The organism is Ornithinibacillus halotolerans, assembly GCF_014637405.1.
In the GTDB taxonomy this organism is placed as follows: Bacteria; Bacillota; Bacilli; order Bacillales; family Amphibacillaceae; genus Ornithinibacillus; species Ornithinibacillus halotolerans.
This window is the reverse complement of the sequence record NZ_BMEY01000005.1, coordinates 157,140-180,038: the sequence shown is the minus strand read 5'-3', so window position 1 is coordinate 180,038 and position 22,899 is coordinate 157,140. Positions and strand designations below refer to the sequence as shown.

Sequence of the window (22,899 nt, the reverse complement as noted above, 5' to 3'; positions counted from 1 at the left end):
GATATAGCTCTATATGTTTAACAAAAAGAAAAAAAGTAAAGAGAGGATATCAATTATGACATCCTCTCTTTATTATTCTGAATACGATAAAATGCATTAGCTAATATACTAAATTCCTGCATATTCAACGATTCTCCACGTCTTGTTCCATCAATCTCAATCGATTCCAATACTTCATTTATAACTTCTTTGTCTAGGACTCCTTTAAAGTAACTAGAAAGGTTATTTCGTAATGTCTTTCTCCTTTGGGCGAAGCAGCCTTGTACAAGATTAAAGAAGTATTCCTCATCCTCAACATGCACGGGTGGTTCTTTCCTAATAACAAGATTTAATATACCGGATTCAACATTAGGTTGTGGCATAAATACCGTTTTGGGTACAGTCATTACGACTTTTGCTTCCGTATAGTATTGAATGGCGATCGTTAATGATCCATAACTCTTACTATTTGGCTCTGCAGCCATCCGGTCGGCTACTTCTTTCTGAATCATTACCGTAATACTATCTACTGGTAATCGTTCACGCAATAATTTCATTAGAATTGGTGTAGTTATATAATACGGTAGATTAGCTACTATATGTACAGATTGACGCTCTTTAAAGTTCTCATCTATTACAGAATGGACATCCGCTTTTAAGATATCTTCATGGATAATCCTAATATTTTCATAATCCGATAAGGTGTCTTGTAAAATTGGCAAAAGTCTTCCATCAATTTCAAAAGCAACGACCTTCTCTGAATGAATTGCTAATTGTTCTGTTAGTGCACCAATTCCAGGACCAATTTCAATCGTCCCAGACGATTCATCAATCCCAGCATGGTTAATAATATTTTTTAAGATATTTACATCAATTAAGAAATTCTGTCCAAGACTCTTCTTAAATGTAAAACGATACTTCTGTAATATTTCTTTTGTGCGACTTGGAGTAGCTATATATCTCTTATTCATTATTTTCCTCCTGATTTACCTTGCGCATAGCCTCTTCAAAGTGAGATTTAGTAATTTGAAACATAGTTAACCGTTTCAATAATTGTTTTCCATTAGTATGCCCAATCTGTAATAACTCCCCAAGTTTCTCTCTTTTTTTACTCGAACTTGGTCCTCCAATTAACTGATGATACATTAAGTCTTCTTTTGTTATATCTGTTTTCTCTATTTCTGCAAGCTCATACACATCTTGTAATGCTTGTTTAATGGCCTCAATAGACGCATGTTCAATACCTAGGCTTTTATTAATTGGATTTTTGGCACGAGCATTGTCACGTGTTAGAAATGCATGTTTACAACCTGGGACGTGTTGATTAATAATATGTCTAATTCTTTCTCCAGGATAATCGGGGTCAGTGAATACGATAACACCACGTTTTTCTTGAGCATGTTTGATTTGCTGTAATATATTTTTATTAATTGCTGAACCGTTTGTTTCAATCGTATCCGCATCAACTGCTAACTTAATCTTAGCTGTATCATCTTTACCTTCAACAACGATGACTTCTCTTATTTTCAATGTATTTTCCTCGCTTTATACGAAATAAAATATGCTCTTACCAATATAACATGGTAAGAGCATGGATTTCATTAATCTAAAATTTTAACTTTTACTTTTCGGACGCCCCATTTATAGGCATCAGATTTAGTTGGTACATGTACATCAATACGCATACCTTGGATTGCACCACCAGTATCTCCTGCAATTGCTTCTCCATATCCCTCTACCCAAACTCTTGTTCCAAGTGGGATAACATTTGGATCAACGGCAATTACCTTCATATCTGGATTTGCTTTTAAATTTATACCAGTAGCTGTATAGCCAGAACATCCACTACAAGTTGCAGTAAATGCACTTGCAGTCATTACAAACTCTTTTCCACTACCTGACGATAGTGTGACCAAGTTCTGTGCTTCCTTAGTTCCAACAGCAATAATACGGTTCTTACTCTCTTTTTCAACTTCTTCATCAACTAATTCTCTACTTACTTCTTCACCATTTTCAAATATCACTTCATAAGTTTTTACAACAATTCCATCTTCACCTGAAGCGATTTCCTTTTCTGTTCCTTTCGGTAGAGAGCTATCATTTCGTCTCTCCGTTTTAAAAGCAACCGTATCTGATACTTCTTCTTTCTTCTTTTCAACTCGAACAATAGAGATTGTAGATTCCTTTGTAATGGTTTCATCTAGGCCTGGTTTAATCTTATCAAGTTCATTTAGAGTTATCTTATTTGATTTTAATAACTCTTCAACTGACCCGCCAGTAGTCCAGACATTTTTTTCTTTACCACCATCGTTAATAACAACTTGGAATGCCTGAGTAACAGAAAGATTTAAACCATCATGAATAGCATCTTCTAACTGATGGGAAAGTTTGTCATGGTCAGATACTGTTATTTTCTCATCTTCTAACAATTCTTCAACTGTATCTGCCACTGTATAGTAACTTTTCTTTTCACCATCAATTGTTACAGTAACTTTATTTGCTTGTTTATATTCTATTATCATTCCGTCTACGATTTTTGCATCTTTGTCATAGGAAAGTGCATCATGCACCCCTACTTTAATTCCTACTTTTCCTAGTAGTTCTTCTACAGTATTAGCATGTGTATTGACTGTGCTCTCCTTACCGTTCTCGACTATGACTACTTCCTTCTGTGTAGCATAAAATAGCATGAGAGTGGTAAATGTAAGAAGCATCACGATACCAAAACTTGTAATAACCAGCATCCGTTTCGAGGCCGGCAATAGCTTTGAAAGAATTCGCATGCATCTTGCCTCCTTATTTGCATTGATTATATAGACACTATTATGTAAATGTAAATACTTATAGGATTACGGTTAGTTTACAGTTTTGTTACAAAGCTTATCTCGACTTGTCTAATATTAGTGAAATATTAGGTTAAAAGCCTTGATACAAATGGGTTTTAGAGAATTTAAAAAGACTAGAAATAATCTAGTCTTTTTAACCTAAAATAATGAACGATATGTTAATTTTTTAGTAAATTTGTCCTATATAAACTTTATTCCCCTTACTATTTATCTGTTAATTTTCAATACACTAAGTTTTTACTTTATTACAAAAAATGTCGATTATGTAGAAATTTGAAATAACCTTAATGCATTTTCTGTTGTTTTTTTACATATGTCGTCATATGAAATACCGCGTAATTCAGCAATCTTTTCTGCTACTAACTTAACATATGCTGGTTCATTTCTTTTTCCTCTATTTGGATGTGGAGCAAGGTATGGCGCATCTGTTTCCACTAGTAATCTATCTAGTGGTACTTCTTGTGCAACTTCTTTCGGTAGAGGTGCATTCTTAAAGGTAACAGGGCCACCGAGTGATATATAGAAGTTCATATCCAAGCATTCTTGAACATACTTCACAGAATCATTGTAACAGTGCATGATTCCGCCAACCTCTGCTGCATTCTCTTCCTTTAAAATTTGAATGATATCTTCCGTTGCATCCCGGTTATGAATAATGATTGGCATATTTACTTTTTTAGCTAATTGGATTTGTTTGCGAAATACTTCTTTCTGAATATGATGTGGTGACTTATCCCAGTGGTAATCTAATCCCATCTCTCCGATTGCAACAACCTTAGGATGACTAGATAGACTTTCAATCCATTTTAAATCTTCAACTGTCATATCAATTGCATCAACAGGATGCCATCCAACAGCAGCATAAATAGTTTCATACTGTTCGGCTATTTCAATTGCAGGTGGAATGGTTTCTCTATCAAAGCCTACAACGACCATATATTTAACACCTGTATCAAATGCTCGCTTGATAACTTCATCTCGATCTTCCATGAATTGTCTTGCATTCATATGGACATGTGTGTCAAATAACATATAAGTTCTTCCTTTCTATTAAGAAAAGGTCAGTATTCTACAATATGTAGTATGCTGACCTTTATTAAATATTATTTTCACTTCACAATTGAACCGTTTGGTAAGCTTTGTTCTACAGTTGCTAGAGAGAGGTTACCTTCTTTATCTTCACCAGAAAGGATCATTCCTTCTGATAGTTCCCCTCGTAGTTTAACTGGTTTTAAGTTTGTAACACAAATTACTTTTTTACCAACTAATTCTTCTGGAGTGTAATATTGGGCAATGCCAGAGATGACTTGACGTTTTTCCGACCCTAAGTCTAATTGAAGTTTTAAAAGTTTGTCTGCTTTTTTCATTTTTTCCGCGTTAATCACTTCTGCCACTCGTAGATCTAGCTTCATAAAGTCATCATAGACAATCTCTGCTTTTCTATCTTCTTGCACTTCTTCTTTTTCTACTTCTTTTGGTCCTTGCATCTTTGCTTTAATGGCTGCTACTTCTTCCTCTACATCTAAACGCGGGAAGATTGGAGCACCTTTTTCTACTTTTGTTCCTGCTTCTATTTGCCCTAATTCATATATGCTATCCCATTCTTTTAATGATTCATTCTGCACACCTAATTGTTTAAATATCTCTACTGGTGCTTTTGTTAAGAATGGTTGAAGCATTACACCTACTATTCGTAGGGAATCTGCAAGATGGGCCATTACATTACCGAGTCTATCCTTATTAGTTTCATCTTTTGCAAGAACCCAAGGCTCTGTTTCATCAATATATTTATTTGTTCTACTAATTAACTGCCAAATAGAAGATAGAGCAACCGAGAACTGCATTTCATCTAGTGCATCTTCTACATTTTTAATCGTATTTGTAATCATATTTTCTAGAGACTGATCCACTTCAGTTTCTGCTAATTGATATTCCGGTAACTCTCCATTGAAATATTTTTCAATCATAGCCACAGTACGATTTAGTAAATTCCCTAAATCATTAGCTAAGTCAAAGTTTGTCCGTTCGACAAATCCTTCTGGTGTAAATACACCATCAGACCCAAATGGTACTTCACGAAGCAAGTAATAACGTAATGCATCTAATCCATAGCGCTCAATTAAGCTATCAGGATCGACAACATTCCCTTTTGATTTTGACATTTTGCCATCTTTCATCAAAATCCATCCATGTGCAAATACCTTTTTTGGTAATGGTAGATCTAATGCCATTAACATAATAGGCCAGTAAATAGTATGGAATCTTACTATTTCCTTACTCATTAAGTGAACATCAGCTGGCCAATATTTTCTATACTTTTCGTCGTTTTCAGTTCCATATCCTAGTGCTGTAATATAGTTACTTAATGCATCAATCCAAACATAAATAACATGTTTAGGATCTCCTGGAACTTTTACTCCCCAGTCGAATGTTGTTCTAGAAACCGCAAGATCTTCTAGTCCTGGCTTAATGAAATTATTTAACATTTCATTTTTACGACTTTCTGGTTGAATGAATTCCGGATGTTCATCATAATATTGAACGAGCCGATCGACATATTTACTCATTTTAAAGAAATAGGATTCTTCCTTAACCATCTCTACTTTACCACCACAATCAGGGCATTGACCGTCGTTTAATTGACGTTCGGTAAAGAATGACTCATCTGAAGTACAATACCATCCTTCATACTCATCTAAGTAAATATCACCTTGTTTAACTAACTGATCAAATATTTTAGCAACAATTTCTTTATGTCGTTCTTCTGTTGTGCGGATAAAATCATTGTTTGTAATTTCTAACCTTTTCCATAGGGCTTGTATTCCACTAACAATCTCATCCACATATTCTTGTGGGGAAACCCCTGCTTCCTCCGCTTTTCTTTGAATTTTTTGTCCATGTTCATCTGTTCCCGTTAAGAACATAACGTCATAACCTTTCATTCGTTTATAACGGGAAATAGCATCTGCTGCTACTGTAGAATAAGCATGTCCAATATGTAATCTTCCACTTGGATAATATATTGGAGTAGTTATATAAAATGTTTTCTTTTCTGACATTGTATTGCCTCCTCGTCTTCCTTACTGATTCTTCTATTGTAACCGAGTATCCTATTATATTTCCAATTTTTCATATTGGAAACATACTATTTACATTGAATTATTAGCATTCTCTTCCTATTTTAGACAGAATTGATGTATCGTTCATGAGTATTTCGAACAATTTTAGTAAAAATTGGTTTACCCATGGATAAAATTGGGTATGTGTAGTAGGAATGCAAATACATGAAATTTTCTTATTATTAATTGTATTTCATCATTCTGTTTGACAAGTAAAATGAACTTTGCTAATATTGCAAAGAATTATGTCGAAAACTGCCGAAATTGGGTGCTGAAGGAGGAGAAATATGAAATCTACTGGAATTGTAAGAAAAGTAGATGAGCTTGGTCGGGTAGTTATCCCTATTGAGTTACGTAGAACTTTAGACATCAATATTAAAGACTCGCTTGAAATTTATGTAGACAATGACAAAGTAATATTAAAAAAGTACCAACCAAATATGGCTTGTCAAATTACTGGGGAATCATCTGATGATAATATTACATTAGCAGATGGAAAAATTGTTTTAAGTCCCGAAGGAGCAAAGCTATTAGTGGATGAGATTCAGTCTCGTTTTAAATCTTAAGATATTCGAAAAGAGCTACAACAAATGTTATAGCTCTTTTTTTATGATTGTCTCTATTCAATATGATAAGCTTGATATACATCACGTTTAGGGAGCTTTCTTTCTTTGGCAACGAATTTAATCGCTTCTTTACTAGATTGACCTTCGCTTATGTAATGTTCAACATGTTCCGTTAATGATAGGTTAACCCACCAATCTTCATTATCTTCTAGTTCTTCCTCTTTACGCCCTTCGACTACAATACAAAATTCTCCTTTTGGCTCATTGTCATTGGCCCAGTCGATTAATTCTTCTAAAGTGCCTCGTACATACTCTTCAAATCGTTTAGTTAGCTCTCTTGCAATTGCAATTTGTCGATTTCCTAATACTTTATGTAATGTTTTCAACGTCTCTTTGACACGATAGGGTGATTCATAGAAGATAAGGGTTGCTTTATATCTTCCTAATCTTTCTAATTCTTCTTCTTTCTCTTTTTGCTTTCTTGGCAAAAAACCGTAGAATAAGAATTCTTTATTGGGTAATCCAGAGCCAACTAATGCACATAATGCCGCATTTGCTCCTGGGAGAACGATGACAGAGAGTTTCTCGTCAATTACTGCCTTAACAATTTCATAACCAGGATCAGATATACCTGGCATTCCAGCATCACTTACAATCGCAATAGATTCTCCGCTTTTTATCTTTTCTAAAAGTTGCTCTTCACGTTCTAGTTTATTATGTTCGTGATAACTAATTAACGGGGTAGAGATTTCAAAATGATTTAAAAGCTTTTTTGTATTTCTTGTATCCTCTGCAGCAATTATAGTTACTGACTTTAGTATAGAAAGTGCACGATACGTAATATCTTCTAAATTCCCTATTGGGGTTGGAACGATATAGAGTGAACCTTCGTCTCTAGCCTCATAACTTTTTTGAATGATCATATTGGATAACCTCTTTCAACTTATCTCGTATTAATTGGAATTTCCCTTTTCGAGTTAATTGTTTAATCTCATACTCTCTCTTCATCGCCGTTTCCTTTGTTGGAAATTTTTCTACAAACATAACTTGAAAAGGGCCGCGTCCACGAGTATATTTGGCTCCCTTTCCAGACTCATGCATTTTTAAACGATTCTCTAAATCATTTGTATAACCAGTATATAGTGAACCATCTCCGCATTTTAGAATATATACGGTATGTTCTTGTTCAGTCATAAATAATCACACTCGCTTCTTCAGTATATGTACCATCTTCATTATAGACAAACAATGGGGGGAGAATATGTAAATCTGCCTTCCCATCTCGAATTGCTTCAATTAAAAGCATGTTTGCTTCCTTGCCCTTTTTAGGATAAACAAGTTGAAGTCGCTTTGGTTCTAATTTATAGGAACGCATCGTTGTTAAAATATCAACAAGCCTCCCTGGACGGTGTACCATTGCAACTTTTCCACCCGGTTTCACATGTAATTTACAAGCTTTTACCACATCATCTAACGTACACATAACTTCGTGTCTAGCAATTGTTAAATATTCATTGTGGTTATGTTCTGTTTGAGAAGGTGTTTTAAAATAAGGTGGATTACAAGTTACAACGTCAAAGCTAGAATGATTTAATACTCCTTTAAGTTCTCGGATATCACCGTGTATCATTTGTATACTATCTGTTAAATTATTTAATTCGACACTACGCTTTGCCATATCAATTATTCTATCCTGTATCTCTACGCCAGTTATTAAGGCATTTGTTTTTCTAGATAGAAGAAGTGGAATTGCTCCATTACCACTACATAAATCGAGTATAGAACCTCTCTTTATTGGTATAGACGCAAAATGTGCTAATAATACGGCATCAAGAGAAAAAGAGAATGCAGTTGGACTTTGGATAATTCGCATATCCTCATCTGCGGTTAAATAATCGATTCTTTCATCATCATAAAGTTGAACCATTTTGTTATATTTCCTTTCCAGTTAGTTGGTATTTCTCATATATTTAAAGTAATACGTTACATAAAGAAAAAACTGCCTGGGATTCCAGACAGTTTTATTATACGTTATTTCTTTTTACTAAGAAAATCTAGACAAAACATACAATCTTCATTTCTTCTTGGACTACCAAATTCCAAATTACAAATATGAAAGCCTTCTTCATAAAGTCTTGCTAAGTTATCATAGCCTTCGCTCGGCATTTTCGTTAAATCTTCACTAATGATCTCTTGCTCCGCTTCGGATACATCCAATCGATTTCGTAAATGATGGTTCTCCATTTCTAAGCGGTGATTTTCTTCTAGAAGATCACTTAGTTTTCCCTTTAAATCTCCGAGACGTTCATATAATTCACCAATTTGTTTTTCCATATCTGATACTTGGTCAAATATCTGTCTTTTTTGCAATTTTGACTCACTCCATTATTCTTGGCGCTGAGCTGTAACAATTCCTTCTTCGATGAGTTCATCCAAGGTATATTCTATCGTGCGTTCTTTTTCTGGAATTTCTATTTGGATTAGACGTTCAAGAATATTTAGACCTACAACACGTCCTTCTCCATGTAGAGTTTTTACATGTTCACCTAAGTCAGGAAGTTCCCGTTTTGCTTCTTCATATTCGTCATTCTCATATTTTAAGCAGCACATCAGTCTTCCACATAAACCTGAGATTTTTGCTGGATTCAAGGATAAGTTTTGATCTTTAGCCATTTTTATGGATACAGGTTCAAAATCGCCTAAAAATGTAGAACAACATAACATTCTTCCACAGGGACCTATTCCTCCAAGCATTTTGGCCTCATCACGGACACCAATTTGTCTAAGCTCAATTCTAGTTTTAAACATAGCTGCTAAATCTTTTACAAGCTCACGAAAATCGACTCGCCCATCAGCAGTAAAATAAAAAATAATTTTATTACGGTCAAACGTATATTCTACATCTACTAGATTCATATCTAGTTCATGTTCTTTAATTTTTTCGTCGCATGCGGTAAATGCTTTGTCTGCATATTGTTTATTTTCCATTACCGTTAGTTTATCTTGCTCAGTTGCGACACGAAGTACTTGCTTTAGAGGGAGGACAACATCTTCCTCTTCAACTAATTTATTCGCGATAACTACTTTACCAAATTCAACCCCACGAACTGTCTCAACAATGACATAACTGTCTTTTTCAACATGGCGTTCGGCAGGATCAAAGTAATATATTTTACCCGCTTTTTTAAAACGGACACCTATAACCCCAATCATTACTTTCACCTCTTAATTTGAAGCGTAGCTTGTTCCATCACAAGTGTTGGATGAACATTCTGCTTCAATTTTTGTCTTGCTTCTAGTAAGACATGTAAGATAGAGATTAATTTTTCTTTAGAAAAATTCATACCTAAGCGCTCTAGTCTTTCATTATCTTGGAAAAATACGAGTGATTCCATATGACCGAGATGGTAATAAAGAATATCTTTAAAAGCTAGAAGTAATATATCTATTCCTTGCTCTAATTGGTATTTCTCTTTAAAATGATTTAACCAATGATTATGTATAAATAAATATACATCATTTGAATTATCTGTAAATGCTTCTATTAATTGTACCACTAATTTTCTTGCTACGGCAAACCACTCATCCTGACTCCATTCAATAGCCTCATCTAAATTATTAGTTAATGCACTCATTAATCTAGCAGTTGGCTCATTTAACCCTGCTTCTAATAAATTTTTCTGAAACTGGAGTGGGTTTAACGGTTTCAAATCAATAATTTGGCACCTTGACCGTATTGTCGGCAAGATAGCATGGCTATTTTCTGTTAGCATGATAGCAGTTGTTTTCTTACTTGGTTCTTCTAGAAACTTAAGAATCCGATTAGCTGCATTTGCAGTTAATGTATCAGCTCCAACAATTATATAAACTTTCTGTGCTGATTCTAGCCCAGAATAGGTAAATTCCTTTTGTAAGTTTTTAATTTGGTCTATTTTAATGGATTGACCCTCTGGCTCAATCCAATGTACATCAGGATGGTTCCTAGAATCAATTCGCTTACATTCTGTGCATTGTAAACAAGGTTCTACTCCAGACTTATTGTTGCAAAATAAGACTTTAGCAATTAAAACAGCTATTGCTTCTTTCCCCGTTCCACGCGCTCCATGAAGCAAATAGGCATGGGAGATTCGGTCTTTTTTAATACTATTTGTTATAATTTTACTTGCCATTGGTTGTACTTCTGAAATGCTAGACCATGTTCTCATTGAATACCCTTCCTATTCCAAAGCATACTATCTCTATGCTCCTAACATACATGATTATTACGTATATAAATTAACCAGTAGACCTTTTATTTCCCCAATGAGTCCTAACAAGTCTACTGTCTTTTTTTCTTGATTCATAATTTCTTCGGTTAATTCTATTAACTTCTCATCAATTTGTTTCACTACCGTTAAATTTCGGCTACTTCCCGTATAATTAAAACTTATAGATTGCTTAACATTAAATCCATTGGAAACTGTTTCTTCCAAGAACTTCTTAATTAATCGTTTAAATCTTACTAACTCTTTCAATGAACGATACCTAGCTAATCGGTCACCTTGATGGCTTATATCTTGCATAAGCTTTTGCAGCTGTGATGATTGCATTTTTTGACTTTGGGACTGAACAATAGACTGAAATGATTGTTGTGTTGTTTCCCGAGATTTCCCATTCTTTTGTGATGTATCAATCTGTTTCAGTAGTTCCTGACTAATTTTCAAATTGCTCAGCCCCCTTCCTACTCTGACTAAAACTGAAAGAAAGATTCAATCGGCAATACAAAGACGGTCGCTCCACCTACTTCTACTTTTACAGGCCTTGGAATATAGGAATCGGCGTTTCCTCCCATTGGGGAAATTGGTGCTACCATTTGCTCACGTTGCGAACAATTTTCTTTAATGATTTGTAGAACATCATTTACTTGTTCATCTTCGCATCCAATAATTAATGTCGTATTTCCTTCTTTTAAGAATCCGCCAGTAGTTGCAAGCTTGGTAGATTGGTATTTACTTTTACCAAGTGCATCTGTTAACCGATTGGAATCCTTGTCTTGAATAACTGCCATTACTAATTTCATAACGTAACCCCCTTTACTCTATTGTATTTAGAAATTGGGTTATTAATGATAGGCTGTCTTCTTCTACTTGTTTTAATGTTTGGTCTGCATTAATAACTTGTATTCGTTCTGGAAATCGTTGAACGAGAATTTGGTAAGCCTCATATACCTTTTCGTGGAAATTTAATTTTTCTAGATCTAATCGGTTTCTTTCCCGATCCTCGTTAGCAGCAATTCGTGCCAGTCCTTTTTCTGGTTTTATATCAAAAAATAATGTTAAGTCTGGCATTGAATTTTGTATTGCAAATTGATTGATTGTAAATACTTCATCAATTCCTAATTCCCTTGCATACCCTTGGTAAGCTAAACTACTATCAATAAATCGGTCACATAAGACAATTTTGCCCTGTTCTAATGCGGGAAAAACCTTTTCTACAAGATGTTGTCTTCTTGCTGCTGCATATAATAATGCCTCTGTTCTTGCATCCATTTCTGTATGTAATGGGTTTAGTATTATATTTCTAATTTGTTCTGAGATACGGATACCACCGGGTTCTCGTGTCGTTACAATATCGTATCCTTTTTCTTTCAGTTTACTTGCTATTGAATGTAGAATAGAGGTCTTGCCTGCTCCTTCTCCACCTTCAAATGTTATAAAATAACCAGTCACGTAATTTCTTCTCCTTCTGTTCCGACAAACACTTGGATACCTTTATTAATATCCTGATGCTGAATTGTTGCTCCATGCTGTATTAAATGCTGTAAAAGCTCGATTTGTTCTTTTGTAATGTATTCCCCTTTTAAAATTACTGGAATACCAGGTGGATACGGAATAACTGCTTCTGCAGCAATCATGCCATTTGCTTCACCGAGTCGGGTCGTCTGTCGCTGTAAATGAAGCATCTCATGATAATTTACAGCTAATTCAGTTACCGGCTCTTTAAACAACTTGCTTGACTCTATTGTAGCATGATTTGTCTGATATTTATATTCTTCGTTAAGGCTTTTTATTATCTTTTCAACCCGCTTCTCCTCTTTAAATTCATGTAAACCATGTACAAACAATACATGATTATCTGTTGCAAGTTCTGGATAGATAGAATGTTCTTCAAAAGCACTAGCGACATCGTATCCAGATAAACCATTGTGTACAAGTAACGTGATTTTTAATGGATCATCACTTGGCAAAACAGTCCAATGTTTCCCTAACTGAAATAACTCTCTCACATACTTAGAACTATCGATTAACTTTACCAATTCTTCTCGAGTGACTGTTGCTAAAAACGAACGAGCAACGTCTAATGATGCCATTAATGGATAGGATGGGCTACTTGACTGCAATAGCTGTAAATAATGTCCGATAACTTCTTTAGAAATTAACGACGAATTAATATGAAGAAAGGATGCCATCGTCATCGCCGGAGCCATTTTATGTGCGGATTGAACAACAACATCTGCACCCAGTACTAATGCAGACTTAGGGAATGGATTACCAAGTACAAAATGAACACCATGTGCTTCATCTACTAATACAGGGATTTGATGTTGATGTGCTAAACCAATCATTCTTTCTATATTATATGTATTTCCAAAGTAATCTGGGTAAGTTAGTATAAGAGCCTTTGCGTCTGGATGATCTAAAATAGCTTGTTCGACTGTTTCGTAACTAGGAGCCGTGTAGCGCTTTTGAGTACTATTATATTCAGGGCTTATAAAAATTGGTTTTGCACCACACAATTCTAACCCATTCATTATGGACTTATGACTATTCCGTTGTACTATTACTTTTTCACCAGGGTTACAAACAGATAAAATCATCGCTAGATTACCAACAGTACTACCACCAACTAAATAAAAAGTATGATTGGCACCAAAAAAGTCCGCAGCTAAATCTTGTGCATTTTTAATTATTCCATGAGGTGCATGTAAATCGTCTAGCCCACTAATTTCGGTTAGATCGATTGACAAAATGGAATGAAAATATTCCTTTGCTTTCCTTATAAATATCTCTCCATTTTTATGTCCAGGGACATGAAATGAAATTGGGTCTTGATTAGAAAACTTAACTAACTCATTAAATAAAGGCATATCATGATGATTCATTACCATTTTCCTTTCGAAAACTATTATCCCTATCATATCAAAAAAGACCACTGCAAGAAATGTTCCTGCAAGTGGTCCTTTTGAGTAATATAGCTTTTTATTACGAGCTACATACACTTTTCTTATTAATCTATGAAAAAAGGGAAGGTTGGCTAATATTTTTAAGCTTTTGTAAATAATAATTGTATTTTTCTTCACGGGGTTCCGTATGAATCATATTATATTCGCATTCCGTACAGATAAACATATTGTATAGATGAATACCAAGACTTTTCTTTTCCTCACAAATACCACAAGATAATTCTACTATTCTTTCTTCCATTTTCCCCACCTCCGTTAAACTAGTAACTAGTTTGTCCAACGTAGGTGAAATCTATACTATAAATCTTTGAAAATATCATGGAAGAATAATGATATGAATAGCAGCAAGTGAGGCAACACCGAATAAACCTAAAAACCCCGAAATAACCGCTGTAAATATATTGATTGGAATATGTAATCCAAACGATCCACCAATCACATTAAAAAAGAATAAAAACAAAATACCAATTCCTAATTTCACAGTCCCAGTTGTTAGAAAGCGCATCGGTTTAAATGAAGTTCCAACAAATAGTAGTAAAACAATTACGACCACCATAATAGAAATAACAATAGCAGGATTCAAATGACTCAACTCCTTTAACTTGTCCCTAATATGTAAATATGATTATCGGAAAAGAAAAAGAACTTAATTATAGAAAATTTTATTAAATAAACTTCTGTTCCAAAGAAAAAACACCTACTAAAATTAGTAAGTGTTTTTCCCCTATTTACTATATCGTATTGCACTAATCTTACGGTGCTTTGCTTCACGGAGTAAAAATAAATACTTAGATTGAGCAATTTTCTCTGTGCTCTTCCCCTCAAACGTTGGCTCGATTGATTGATTAACAATAGACTTAATTTGTTTCCACTCGTGTTCGATGGAGAAGATAGCATCCAGTAGAAGCTCATCAACCTCTCGCTTCTTTCTTTTTCTCTTTCTTCCCACTTATGTCACCTAACTTTACAGTTCTCTTCTACCCTCTAAGGCTTTCGACAAAGTAACCTCATCCGCATATTCCAAGTCGCCCCCAACAGGTAAGCCATGGGCAATTCTTGTTGTTTTAATGCCAGATGGCTTTACTAAACGTGAAATATACATTGCTGTTGCTTCTCCCTCAATATTAGGGTTTGTAGCTAAAATAATTTCATTCACTTCTTCGTCTTTTAAACGATTTAACAAATCTGGAACATTTATGTCTTCTGGACCAATTCCATCCATCGGTGAAATAGCACCATGTAATACATGGTATTTACCACGAAATTCTTTCATCTTTTCCATTGCAATGACATCTTTTGGATCTTGAACAACACAAATTACCGAGTTATCTCGTGATGAATCAGAACAAATTGCACAAGGATCCTGATCTGTAATATGGCCACAGACCGAGCAATGCGTTAGTTCACGTTTCGCATTAACAAGGGAATTTGCAAATTCCAGTACATCATTATCATTCATATTTAACACAAAAAAAGCCAGACGAACCGCCGTCTTTGGCCCAATACCTGGCAATTTTGTAAAGCTATCAATTAGCTTTGAAATTGGTTCTGGATAATACATGGTGTTTTCCCGCTCTCCTTAAGTTGTTTAATCCTAATCTATTGATAGCATTAAACATTAGTTAAGTGGACTTCTTAGAAAAGTCCCGGAACATTTAACCCTTTTGTAAATTGACCCATTGTTGCATTTGTTTTTTCGTCAATTTGATTTAATACATCGTTAGTTGCAGCAATAATTAAATCTTGAAGCATTTCAATATCATCAGGATCAACTACTTCTTCTTTGATTTCTACATCGATGATTTCTTTTTTACCATTTGCCTTTACGGTAACCATTCCACCGCCAGCTGATGCTTCAAATTCCATTGCATGAAGTTCATCCTGTGCCTGCATCATTTTCTTTTGCATTTTTTGCATTTGTTTCATCATATTACCCATATTTCCCATACCTTTCATGGAAAACGCCTCCTTTAAAGTTAAATTAATTAATCATGTATTTCTAGTAAGTCATCCCCAAAAAGCTTTCTCGCTTCTTCTACAACTGGATCCTCACTAACTTCTTTATTGGTAGTTGGTTCTTGGTTCTTAACATATTCATTTCTTAATTCTATCCAATCATGATTTGGAATCGGAATAATCGTTAAATGCTTATTCAATACACTAGTTAAAACCGATTCAACAAGTTCACGGTTATCTAAGAAAAGTGAACAATGAATTTCATATTTAAATGCAACAACAAGTGCTGAATCAGATGCGGCAGCTGGTTTAGAATCTTGAATAGTTGCATGGGCAGGTGCACTGGTTTGTTTTAACTTACTTAAGAAGTTTGCCCATTCGGATTGAACTTCTTTCAGAGCAGGTTTCTGTGCCTCACCTAACACCATACGGATCCGTTCATATGGAATCTTATAACTATTTTTAGACTTAACAGGTTGTGTTCTTCTTTTCTCTGGCTGTACTGGAGCAGCTGCTTGTTGAGGTGACTGCTTTAGATTAGTTATTTCTTTTTCAAGATAAGCAAGTTTTTGTGTTAATTGCATCACAGCCTCGGATGAAGCAGAATCCGTTTCTCCAGAAGATTGTTCAGAACGATTAGAAATCGTAATAATCGCGATTTCAATAAAGACTTTTGGATTATTAGACCATTTCATTTCCTGCTGACATTGGTTTAATTCCATAATAGCAGTTTGAATCCATTTTTCTGGAACTTCGGTCGCTAACTGCTGAAAATGTTCATCAACGATTGCTCGTTCTAGTATTCCCTCCAAAGACGGAGCACTACGATAAAGCAATAAATCACGTAAGAAGTAAATAATGTCATAAACAAATCTCGCTGGGTCTTTCCCATTTTGAATGAGTTGATCCAACATATTCAATGCGGATTGCACATCTTTTTTATACATTGCGGATACAATGTCCGTAAGTATTTTCTGAGAAACTCCGCCAGTGACTGCAAGAACGTCATCTAATTCAACATGGTTCTCACTATAGGAGATAGCTTGATCAAGAATACTTAGTGCATCGCGCATCCCACCTTCAGCAGCTAATGCGACTGCATCCAGTGCTTCTTTTTTAACTACTACCCCTTCAGCATCGACAATCTTCTGCATCCGATCCACAATTGATTGATTCGTAATCGGTTTAAAATCAAAACGTTGACACCTTGAGATAATCGTTAAGGGGATTTTATGTGGTTCAGTTGTTGCAAGTATAAACACAACATGTTTCGGAGGTTCTTCCAATGTTTTTAACAATGCGTTAAAAGCATTCACGGATATCATATGAACCTCGTCAATAATATAGACTTTATACGGGACAACACTAGAAGCATACTTCACATTGTCACGTATTTCTCTTATATCATCAACACTTGTATTAGAAGCGGCATCAATTTCTATTACATCAGAAATTGAACCATCTTGAATACCACGGCATGCAGCACATTCATTACACGGCTCTTTTACAGGAGCATGCTCACAGTTAATTGTTTTCGCAAAAATTTTCGCAGCACTAGTTTTACCGGTCCCTCTTGGGCCAGTAAATAAATAGGCGTGTGAAAATTTCTCTTGTATGATTGCATTTTGCAATGTTCTAGTGATATGTGTTTGGCCTACTACGTCTTCAAATGTTCGAGGACGCCATACGCGATACAATGCTTGATAGCTCATAACTGATTCCCCTCTATGATTTCTATCTAATTATACCGATTTTAAGATGGAATGTGAATGATAATGAAAAAATAAGTCGGATATGCGGACAAAAAAGTTGTATGTATGAACGAAGGTACGAAAAAAGAGGCTATTAATAGCCTCTTAACACGTCTATGTATGCCGTGCACCCACCGTCGATGAAATGATCCCATGCGTTACTCAAGTTCATGGCTCGGTTTAGGTAACCCTGCGGCACACAGAGATATCCACTTACTGCTGCTTCCTTCCGGACCTGACAGGGTTCGTGGGTCTCTGTTGCGCAGGACCTAAACGTCAACACCAATTCCTTGAGGCAGACCATACGACCACCCACCTCGTGATGGGAATTCAGCCTCGCTACAGCGGATTGCGAGTACAGGGCACCGCTACCTCCCCACCTAGCACGGTAATATCCATTATAACATGTTGATGAAAAAAATCAATGGACAGGTAGGTGAGATTATTTGGAAAGTTACTTTTTCTTCCTTTCCCGTATTGCTCTAAAAAAGTTAGATAAAAGTTGACCACACTCTTCGTCTAACACGCCCGCAGTAACTTCAACTTGATGATTAAATCGATCATCATTTAACAAATTCATTAGTGTTCCAGCACAACCTGCCTTTGGATCTGTTGCACCGTAAACAACTCGTTTAATCCGTGATTGAACAATGGCACCGGCACACATTGGACACGGTTCAAGAGTTACATATAATGTACAATCTTCTAGACGCCAACTACCAATCTGTTTATTCCCCTCTTGAATGCAAATGAGCTCCGCATGGGATAAAGTCTTTTGTGTCAATTCACGGACATTATAGCCAGTTGCTATTACTTCATCTTTATAAACGAGTACTGCTCCAATTGGTACTTCATTTTTTTCTTCTGCCTTTTTTGCTTCTTCAATTGCTAATTGCATATAATACTCATCGTTCAATATCATCACAACTCTCTTTACAATGGAATAAACTTTACTGAATTATTGAATACTAATTATTCGTAGCACTAGGAGGTGTTTATTTAATTTGATAACAAATTTACATAAAACAGCCATCTTATTTATCGATTTAATTAATGATTTTAATTTTCGTGGTGGTGATAAACTTCTTAAGAATATGGAAGAAATTTTACCGAACCTATTAAAATTACGTCGATTCGCTGAAGAGAATCAACTTCCAATTATATATATCAATGACCATTATCAGTTATGGCAAGCCAATCCTAAACTAATTATGAATTATTGCCTTAACAATAAGAATGAACATATTCTGAAAAAAATAAAACCAAAACCCGATGATTACTTTCTCATTAAACCACAGCATTCTGCCTTTTATCAAACCCCGTTACAATCACTGTTACAAGAGTTAGGAAAATCACACCTCTTACTTGCGGGTGTTGCAGGGGATATTTGCGTTCTTTTTACCGCTAAAGATGCGTACATGTATCAATATGATTTAACTGTACCTGCCAATTGTATTGCTTCAGAAGAAAAAACAGGAAATGAGTATGCCTTATATTTGATGAACAACGTAATGAAAGCAAATATTAATCCAATTTAAAACATAACGTACATGCCTCCTTTCATAAAGTCTTATATAGGTGAATTCTATGATGAATTTGACTTTAAGGAGGGAGAAATATGCAGATTCATGTTGTCAATCAAGGGGATTCCGTATTTTCTATTGCAAATACATACGGATCAACGACACAAGCTATTATTGATGCGAATGAATTAGATGCCCCAAACCAGCTAGTTGTCGGGCAAGCATTAGTCATTCCTATTGTAGGACAATTTTATTTTGTCCAACCAGGGGATAGCCTTTATACGATTGCCAATCGTTTCGGAATGACTTATCAAGAGCTTGCTCGGATTAATAATATTCCTATTAATGGCACATTACCTATTGGCCTGCGCTTATATATTCCACAAAGACCTAAAAGTGATATTATTTCGAATGCCTATGTGGAACCGATTGGTGGAACCGTATCGGAAACATTAGAAAATGCTGCTAGGAAGAACACCCCATACCTTTCATATCTAGCACCATTTAGCTACCAAGTAAATCGAGATGGAACGTTAAAAGCACCCCCGTTAAATAACTTTAAGGAAATAGCGGATGCCAATAATGCGAATTTAATGATGGTTATTACTACACTGGAAGAAGGAGCATTTAGTGCAGAACTTGGACATATTATTGTGACTGTGCAAGAGGTACAGAACAGGTTACTCGATAACATTGTCAACACAGCTCAACAAGTTGGATTTACCGATATTCATTTTGACTTTGAATTTTTACCACCAGAAGATCGAGATGCGTATAGCACATTTTTAGCAAAAGCAAAAGAGCGATTATCTCAAGCAGGCCTATTAATGTCTACTGCACTCGCACCAAAAGTTAGTGCCGAACAAGAAGGGGAATGGTATGAGGCACATGATTACGGAGCACATGGAGCTGTAGCAGATTTTGTAGTTTTAATGACGTATGAGTGGGGATATAGCGGTGGTCCTGCGATGGCAGTTTCACCTATCGATCAAGTGAGGCGAGTTGTTAACTATGCGTTAACAGAAATGCCTGCTAGTAAGATTTTGCTTGGGCAAAACTTATACGGCTATGACTGGACACTTCCATATGTTCCAGGTGGAGAGTATGCACGAGCAGTAAGCCCACAACAAGCAATTGCATTAGCTAGACAGTATAATGTTCCAATCCAGTACGACACGACTGCACAAGCACCGTTTTTCCGCTATTGGGATGAAGAAGGAAAAGAGCATGAAGTTTGGTTTGAAGATGCTCGATCGATACAAGCAAAATTTGATATGATTAAGGAACTTGGTTTACGAGGAATAAGTTACTGGAAACTTGGGCTTTCCTTCCCGCAAAACTGGTTATTGTTGCAAGATAATTTTAATATTGTGAAACAGGATCAGCAAAGTTAATATGTACAAAAAAATCCTACTCTAGAAATTAGAGTAGGATTTTTATCAATTTAGACTTATGCCCTATCTTGTATGATAAATGTGTGTGCTTCTTCATCTGTCTCTGGATTTTTCTCATCATGCATTCGTTCCAAACTCTTATAAGCTAAAACACCACAAACAATAACAATTGCTAAGATGATGGTAAATAAGATTAATTTATTCACTTTTTCATCCTCTCCTTAATCTTCTTATTTTTACGTGCATCAGTAAGAACGATTTTCATAGAGGTAAACGAATAGTTTATTAATACTTAATACTTATTCTATTTAGCTATTAGATATGAATGCTTTAAATCCATTATTAACTTGTGAGTGGTTTTGATATGGCCAAATTTTGCGCCTTCTTAAACCTCTAAAGTAGACATATCGCCTGTTGGCAATCCTAATTCCCAAGACTTCAACAGGCGTCTCATAATCTTACCGCTTCGGGTTTTAGGAATTGAATCTTTCACTTCTATTTCACGCGGAGCTGCATGTGCAGCAAGTTCTGTTTTCACAAATTGGCGAATATCTTCTAGCAACTCAGAGGATTCTACAAATCCTGGGTTAAGTGTGATGAAAGCTTTAATAATTTCTCCTCTTTGTGGATCTGGTTTTCCTATTACTCCCGCTTCTGCAACAGCAGGATGCTCGATTAATTTACTTTCTACTTCAAATGGACCAACACGCTCTCCTGATGTATTAATCACATCATCTAACCGGCCTTGGAACCAAAAGTATCCATCCTCATCCCGATATGCACTATCACCAGATACATACCAGCCATTAATAAAATAGCTTTCAAATTTACTAGGATTATTCCAAACACCACGCATCATGGACGGCCATCCCGCTCTAATGGCTAAGTTCCCCATTTGATTAGGAGGAATTTCATTACCTTCATTATCAACAATTGTAGCTTCAATTCCAGGTATCGGTTTCCCCATGGAACCAGGTCGAACTTCTTCAGATGGGAGATTTACAATGAGCTGTGCACCAGTTTCCGTCATCCACCATGTATCATGAATCCGTAAGTCAAATGCCTTCAATCCCCAAGTTATTACTTCTGGATTTAATGGCTCTCCAACACTCAATAAATGCCTTAAGGACGAAAAGTCATATGTCTTTACTAAATCTTCTCCAGCACTTACAAGCATTCGTAATGCAGTCGGTGCAGTATACCAGACAGACACACTATGCTTTTCTAACGTGTCGTACCAGTCTTCTGGGGTAAAGCGACCACCACGAATGACATTGGTTACCCCATGCAACCATGGAGCAAATACACCATAACTTGTTCCTGTTACCCAACCTGGATCTGCCGTACACCAATACACATCATCTTCTTTTAAATCAAGTACCCACTCACCCGTAACATAATGCTGAATCATTGCATAATGCACGTGATAAACTCCTTTAGGTTTTCCAGTTGATCCGGATGTATAATGAATTAGCATTCCATCTTCTAAATCCATCCATTCAATTTCAAAAGAACTACTTGCCGCTTCCATCTCATTATAAAAATCGATATATTTACTCGATTCTATTTCCTGATTTCCTACAAGGATAATTTTCTCTAATGTAGGTAACTCCTCTTGTGGAACACGTTCTAATAAATCAGGAGTAGTAATTAGCATTTTTGCTTCACTATCTTCTAAACGATCGCGAACTGCTTGTTCCATAAAAGCTTCAAAGAGTGGCCCAGCAATTGCACCGGTTTTTAATATCCCAAATAAACTTATATAGAATTCCGGACTCCTTGGCATGAACAAGAAGATTCGGTCACCTTTATGTACACCATATTTTCTCAATACATTAGCAAACTTATTACTTTCTGCACTGATTTCACCAAAAGTTAAGGATTCTTCTCTCCCAGGTGCGGAGTATAATAAGGCAACTTTATCTTTTGTGCTTGGGTTCTCAGCGTGTCGATCAATTGCTTCATAAGCAATATTTACTTTTCCTGTCTTATCCCATGAAAAGTATTTATGTGCATCTTCCCACTTAAACGTTGCTCTCGTCTCATCGTAATTTCGTAGATTATAATTCCCTTCTCTTGCCGGTATGCGTTGCATGTCCATCCTTTGTCACCTCATCTTCTATGGTTGTTAACGTTTACATTTTACAATATATAAAATATTATAAATCTTATTTAGTATTTTAGAACATTTTGTGACAACTTGAAAGTATTAATTGCTAATTTAATAGAATTTTTTATCAATTGGGGTTAAATGTGGGGTAACTGGATTAGAAATATTCAACTAATAAATGCGGTACCCACAACTTTTTGGGGAAAATCAATTACATAGCTGCTTAGATATCACCAATCGTTTACGGAAAGATTAAAAAAAGAAGTTATAAGGTTTCAATTTTCTTGCCAATGATATCCTCTGTTAAACCTGTCTTTTCCATTGCAGCGCGGTTTAGAAATTCATAGGTAAAAATAGAATCACCTTGCGCATTCACAACAAAAATCATATCACTAATCCCATCCATCAATATATGATTTTTATACATTTCTTT

General features: G+C 35.6%; 28 protein-coding genes and 1 other RNA gene. 3 read left to right on the top strand and 26 right to left on the bottom strand.

All coding sequences use genetic code 11. The annotated features are described in order from the left end of the window. Window positions 1-53 precede the first annotated feature (53 nt). From rsmA to metG, 5 genes are all read right to left on the bottom strand, one after another. Window positions 54-950 carry a 16S rRNA (adenine(1518)-N(6)/adenine(1519)-N(6))-dimethyltransferase RsmA gene (rsmA, locus tag IEV35_RS06695; RefSeq protein ID WP_188383904.1) on the bottom strand — a complete coding sequence of 299 codons (897 nt, stop codon included), beginning with the start codon at window positions 948-950 and terminating at the stop codon, window positions 54-56. Then, window positions 943-1,509 carry a ribonuclease M5 gene (gene rnmV, locus IEV35_RS06690; protein ID WP_188383903.1) on the bottom strand — a complete coding sequence of 189 codons (567 nt, stop codon included), beginning with the start codon at window positions 1,507-1,509 and terminating at the stop codon, window positions 943-945. The genes rsmA and rnmV overlap by 8 nt, the downstream gene beginning before the upstream one ends. Window positions 1,510-1,580: 71 nt before the next feature. Next, entirely contained in the window at window positions 1,581-2,762 is a 1,182-nt protein-coding gene (locus IEV35_RS06685) for a G5 and 3D domain-containing protein (protein ID WP_188383902.1), read from the bottom strand. 324 nt (window positions 2,763-3,086) lie between these two features. Then, entirely contained in the window at window positions 3,087-3,857 is a 771-nt protein-coding gene (locus tag IEV35_RS06680; RefSeq protein ID WP_188383901.1) for a TatD family hydrolase, read from the bottom strand. 77 nt (window positions 3,858-3,934) lie between these two features. Further along, window positions 3,935-5,884, bottom strand: a complete 1,950-nt coding sequence (gene metG, locus IEV35_RS06675; protein WP_188383900.1) for a methionine--tRNA ligase — start codon at window positions 5,882-5,884, stop codon at window positions 3,935-3,937. 347 nt (window positions 5,885-6,231) lie between these two features. On the opposite strand from metG, the gene abrB reads away from it, so the two are divergent. Then, window positions 6,232-6,510: a transition state genes transcriptional regulator AbrB gene (gene abrB, locus IEV35_RS06670; RefSeq protein WP_188383899.1), complete on the top strand. Its 279-nt coding sequence runs from the start codon at window positions 6,232-6,234 to the stop codon at window positions 6,508-6,510. 53 nt (window positions 6,511-6,563) lie between these two features. On the opposite strand, the gene rsmI is transcribed toward abrB, so the two are convergent. The 18 genes from rsmI to tadA all read right to left on the bottom strand — a co-directional run bounded on the left by rsmI (window position 6,564) and on the right by tadA (window position 18,361). Further along, the gene (gene rsmI, locus IEV35_RS06665; RefSeq protein ID WP_188383898.1) at window positions 6,564-7,433 is read right to left on the bottom strand and encodes a 16S rRNA (cytidine(1402)-2'-O)-methyltransferase; all 870 of its coding nucleotides are present in this window, start codon (window positions 7,431-7,433) and stop codon (window positions 6,564-6,566) included. Then, window positions 7,411-7,704, bottom strand: a complete 294-nt coding sequence (locus IEV35_RS06660; protein ID WP_188383897.1) for a GIY-YIG nuclease family protein — start codon at window positions 7,702-7,704, stop codon at window positions 7,411-7,413. The genes rsmI and IEV35_RS06660 overlap by 23 nt, the downstream gene beginning before the upstream one ends. Continuing rightward, the gene (locus IEV35_RS06655) at window positions 7,697-8,437 is read right to left on the bottom strand and encodes a tRNA1(Val) (adenine(37)-N6)-methyltransferase (protein ID WP_188383896.1); all 741 of its coding nucleotides are present in this window, start codon (window positions 8,435-8,437) and stop codon (window positions 7,697-7,699) included. Before IEV35_RS06655 ends, IEV35_RS06660 begins: the two co-directional genes overlap by 8 nt. A gap of 104 nt (window positions 8,438-8,541) precedes the next feature. Then, complete coding sequence (gene yabA / locus IEV35_RS06650) at window positions 8,542-8,880, bottom strand: DNA replication initiation control protein YabA (RefSeq protein ID WP_188383895.1); 339 nt, start codon at window positions 8,878-8,880, stop codon at window positions 8,542-8,544. A 15-nt stretch (window positions 8,881-8,895) separates the two neighbouring features. After that, window positions 8,896-9,723 (bottom strand): PSP1 domain-containing protein, encoded by an 828-nt coding sequence (locus IEV35_RS06645; RefSeq protein WP_188383894.1) that lies wholly within the window; start codon window positions 9,721-9,723, stop codon window positions 8,896-8,898. A 5-nt stretch (window positions 9,724-9,728) separates the two neighbouring features. Further along, the gene (holB, locus tag IEV35_RS06640) at window positions 9,729-10,715 is read right to left on the bottom strand and encodes a DNA polymerase III subunit delta' (protein ID WP_188383893.1); all 987 of its coding nucleotides are present in this window, start codon (window positions 10,713-10,715) and stop codon (window positions 9,729-9,731) included. A 57-nt stretch (window positions 10,716-10,772) separates the two neighbouring features. Then, on the bottom strand, window positions 10,773-11,213 hold the full coding sequence (locus IEV35_RS06635) for a YaaR family protein (RefSeq protein ID WP_188383892.1): 441 nt from the start codon (window positions 11,211-11,213) through the stop codon (window positions 10,773-10,775). A 26-nt stretch (window positions 11,214-11,239) separates the two neighbouring features. Then, entirely contained in the window at window positions 11,240-11,569 is a 330-nt protein-coding gene (gene darA, locus IEV35_RS06630) for a cyclic di-AMP receptor DarA (RefSeq protein WP_188383891.1), read from the bottom strand. A gap of 13 nt (window positions 11,570-11,582) precedes the next feature. Further along, the gene (gene tmk, locus IEV35_RS06625) at window positions 11,583-12,218 is read right to left on the bottom strand and encodes a dTMP kinase (protein WP_188383890.1); all 636 of its coding nucleotides are present in this window, start codon (window positions 12,216-12,218) and stop codon (window positions 11,583-11,585) included. After that, window positions 12,215-13,651 (bottom strand): aminotransferase class I/II-fold pyridoxal phosphate-dependent enzyme, encoded by a 1,437-nt coding sequence (locus IEV35_RS06620; RefSeq protein ID WP_188383889.1) that lies wholly within the window; start codon window positions 13,649-13,651, stop codon window positions 12,215-12,217. The genes tmk and IEV35_RS06620 overlap by 4 nt, the downstream gene beginning before the upstream one ends. A gap of 130 nt (window positions 13,652-13,781) precedes the next feature. Further along, complete coding sequence (locus IEV35_RS06615; RefSeq protein ID WP_188383888.1) at window positions 13,782-13,973, bottom strand: sigma factor G inhibitor Gin; 192 nt, start codon at window positions 13,971-13,973, stop codon at window positions 13,782-13,784. A gap of 75 nt (window positions 13,974-14,048) precedes the next feature. Continuing rightward, window positions 14,049-14,315: a pro-sigmaK processing inhibitor BofA family protein gene (locus tag IEV35_RS06610; RefSeq protein WP_188383887.1), complete on the bottom strand. Its 267-nt coding sequence runs from the start codon at window positions 14,313-14,315 to the stop codon at window positions 14,049-14,051. Between the two features lie 141 nt (window positions 14,316-14,456). Beyond that, entirely contained in the window at window positions 14,457-14,681 is a 225-nt protein-coding gene (locus IEV35_RS06605; protein ID WP_188383886.1) for a YaaL family protein, read from the bottom strand. Between the two features lie 15 nt (window positions 14,682-14,696). Next, window positions 14,697-15,293: a recombination mediator RecR gene (recR, locus tag IEV35_RS06600; protein ID WP_188383885.1), complete on the bottom strand. Its 597-nt coding sequence runs from the start codon at window positions 15,291-15,293 to the stop codon at window positions 14,697-14,699. Window positions 15,294-15,367: 74 nt separating this feature from the next. Further along, window positions 15,368-15,688, bottom strand: a complete 321-nt coding sequence (locus IEV35_RS06595; RefSeq protein WP_188383884.1) for a YbaB/EbfC family nucleoid-associated protein — start codon at window positions 15,686-15,688, stop codon at window positions 15,368-15,370. Between the two features lie 29 nt (window positions 15,689-15,717). Next, window positions 15,718-17,400: a DNA polymerase III subunit gamma/tau gene (gene dnaX / locus IEV35_RS06590; RefSeq protein ID WP_188383883.1), complete on the bottom strand. Its 1,683-nt coding sequence runs from the start codon at window positions 17,398-17,400 to the stop codon at window positions 15,718-15,720. 162 nt (window positions 17,401-17,562) lie between these two features. Continuing rightward, an RNA gene (ffs, locus tag IEV35_RS06585) (signal recognition particle sRNA large type) lies at window positions 17,563-17,828 on the bottom strand. A gap of 65 nt (window positions 17,829-17,893) precedes the next feature. Continuing rightward, on the bottom strand, window positions 17,894-18,361 hold the full coding sequence (gene tadA / locus IEV35_RS06580) for a tRNA adenosine(34) deaminase TadA (protein ID WP_188383882.1): 468 nt from the start codon (window positions 18,359-18,361) through the stop codon (window positions 17,894-17,896). 82 nt (window positions 18,362-18,443) lie between these two features. On the opposite strand from tadA, the gene IEV35_RS06575 reads away from it, so the two are divergent. After that, complete coding sequence (locus IEV35_RS06575; RefSeq protein WP_188383881.1) at window positions 18,444-18,977, top strand: cysteine hydrolase family protein; 534 nt, start codon at window positions 18,444-18,446, stop codon at window positions 18,975-18,977. A gap of 80 nt (window positions 18,978-19,057) precedes the next feature. Further along, window positions 19,058-20,356, top strand: coding sequence for a glycoside hydrolase family 18 protein (locus IEV35_RS06570; RefSeq protein ID WP_188383880.1), 1,299 nt, complete (start codon window positions 19,058-19,060; stop codon window positions 20,354-20,356). A 56-nt stretch (window positions 20,357-20,412) separates the two neighbouring features. On the opposite strand, the gene IEV35_RS06565 is transcribed toward IEV35_RS06570, so the two are convergent. From IEV35_RS06565 to IEV35_RS06555, 3 genes are all read right to left on the bottom strand, one after another. Beyond that, window positions 20,413-20,562 (bottom strand): hypothetical protein, encoded by a 150-nt coding sequence (locus IEV35_RS06565; RefSeq protein WP_188383879.1) that lies wholly within the window; start codon window positions 20,560-20,562, stop codon window positions 20,413-20,415. 179 nt (window positions 20,563-20,741) lie between these two features. Next, a complete protein-coding gene (gene acsA / locus IEV35_RS06560) occupies window positions 20,742-22,457 on the bottom strand; it encodes an acetate--CoA ligase (protein WP_188383878.1) in 1,716 nt (571 codons plus the stop codon). Between the two features lie 274 nt (window positions 22,458-22,731). After that, entirely contained in the window at window positions 22,732-22,893 is a 162-nt protein-coding gene (locus IEV35_RS06555) for a hypothetical protein (protein ID WP_188383877.1), read from the bottom strand. Window positions 22,894-22,899: the final 6 nt, after the last annotated feature.

What these genes read in the sequence shown, in the direction of transcription:
- rsmA (WP_188383904.1), bottom strand. Translation starts at nt 950, where the DNA reads ATGAATAAGAGATATATAGCTACTCCAAGTCGCACAAAAGAAATATTA.
- IEV35_RS06685 (WP_188383902.1), bottom strand. Translation starts at nt 2,762, where the DNA reads ATGCGAATTCTTTCAAAGCTATTGCCGGCCTCGAAACGGATGCTGGTT.
- IEV35_RS06680 (WP_188383901.1), bottom strand. Translation starts at nt 3,857, where the DNA reads ATGTTATTTGACACACATGTCCATATGAATGCAAGACAATTCATGGAA.
- metG (WP_188383900.1), bottom strand. Translation starts at nt 5,884, where the DNA reads ATGTCAGAAAAGAAAACATTTTATATAACTACTCCAATATATTATCCA.
- abrB (WP_188383899.1), top strand. Translation starts at nt 6,232, where the DNA reads ATGAAATCTACTGGAATTGTAAGAAAAGTAGATGAGCTTGGTCGGGTA.
- rsmI (WP_188383898.1), bottom strand. Translation starts at nt 7,433, where the DNA reads ATGATCATTCAAAAAAGTTATGAGGCTAGAGACGAAGGTTCACTCTAT.
- IEV35_RS06660 (WP_188383897.1), bottom strand. Translation starts at nt 7,704, where the DNA reads ATGACTGAACAAGAACATACCGTATATATTCTAAAATGCGGAGATGGT.
- IEV35_RS06655 (WP_188383896.1), bottom strand. Translation starts at nt 8,437, where the DNA reads ATGGTTCAACTTTATGATGATGAAAGAATCGATTATTTAACCGCAGAT.
- IEV35_RS06645 (WP_188383894.1), bottom strand. Translation starts at nt 9,723, where the DNA reads ATGATTGGGGTTATAGGTGTCCGTTTTAAAAAAGCGGGTAAAATATAT.
- holB (WP_188383893.1), bottom strand. Translation starts at nt 10,715, where the DNA reads ATGAGAACATGGTCTAGCATTTCAGAAGTACAACCAATGGCAAGTAAA.
- darA (WP_188383891.1), bottom strand. Translation starts at nt 11,569, where the DNA reads ATGAAATTAGTAATGGCAGTTATTCAAGACAAGGATTCCAATCGGTTA.
- IEV35_RS06620 (WP_188383889.1), bottom strand. Translation starts at nt 13,651, where the DNA reads ATGAATCATCATGATATGCCTTTATTTAATGAGTTAGTTAAGTTTTCT.
- IEV35_RS06615 (WP_188383888.1), bottom strand. Translation starts at nt 13,973, where the DNA reads ATGGAAGAAAGAATAGTAGAATTATCTTGTGGTATTTGTGAGGAAAAG.
- recR (WP_188383885.1), bottom strand. Translation starts at nt 15,293, where the DNA reads ATGTATTATCCAGAACCAATTTCAAAGCTAATTGATAGCTTTACAAAA.
- IEV35_RS06595 (WP_188383884.1), bottom strand. Translation starts at nt 15,688, where the DNA reads ATGAAAGGTATGGGAAATATGGGTAATATGATGAAACAAATGCAAAAA.
- dnaX (WP_188383883.1), bottom strand. Translation starts at nt 17,400, where the DNA reads ATGAGCTATCAAGCATTGTATCGCGTATGGCGTCCTCGAACATTTGAA.
- tadA (WP_188383882.1), bottom strand. Translation starts at nt 18,361, where the DNA reads ATGATATTGAACGATGAGTATTATATGCAATTAGCAATTGAAGAAGCA.
- IEV35_RS06570 (WP_188383880.1), top strand. Translation starts at nt 19,058, where the DNA reads ATGCAGATTCATGTTGTCAATCAAGGGGATTCCGTATTTTCTATTGCA.
- acsA (WP_188383878.1), bottom strand. Translation starts at nt 22,457, where the DNA reads ATGGACATGCAACGCATACCGGCAAGAGAAGGGAATTATAATCTACGA.
- IEV35_RS06555 (WP_188383877.1), bottom strand. Translation starts at nt 22,893, where the DNA reads ATGTATAAAAATCATATATTGATGGATGGGATTAGTGATATGATTTTT.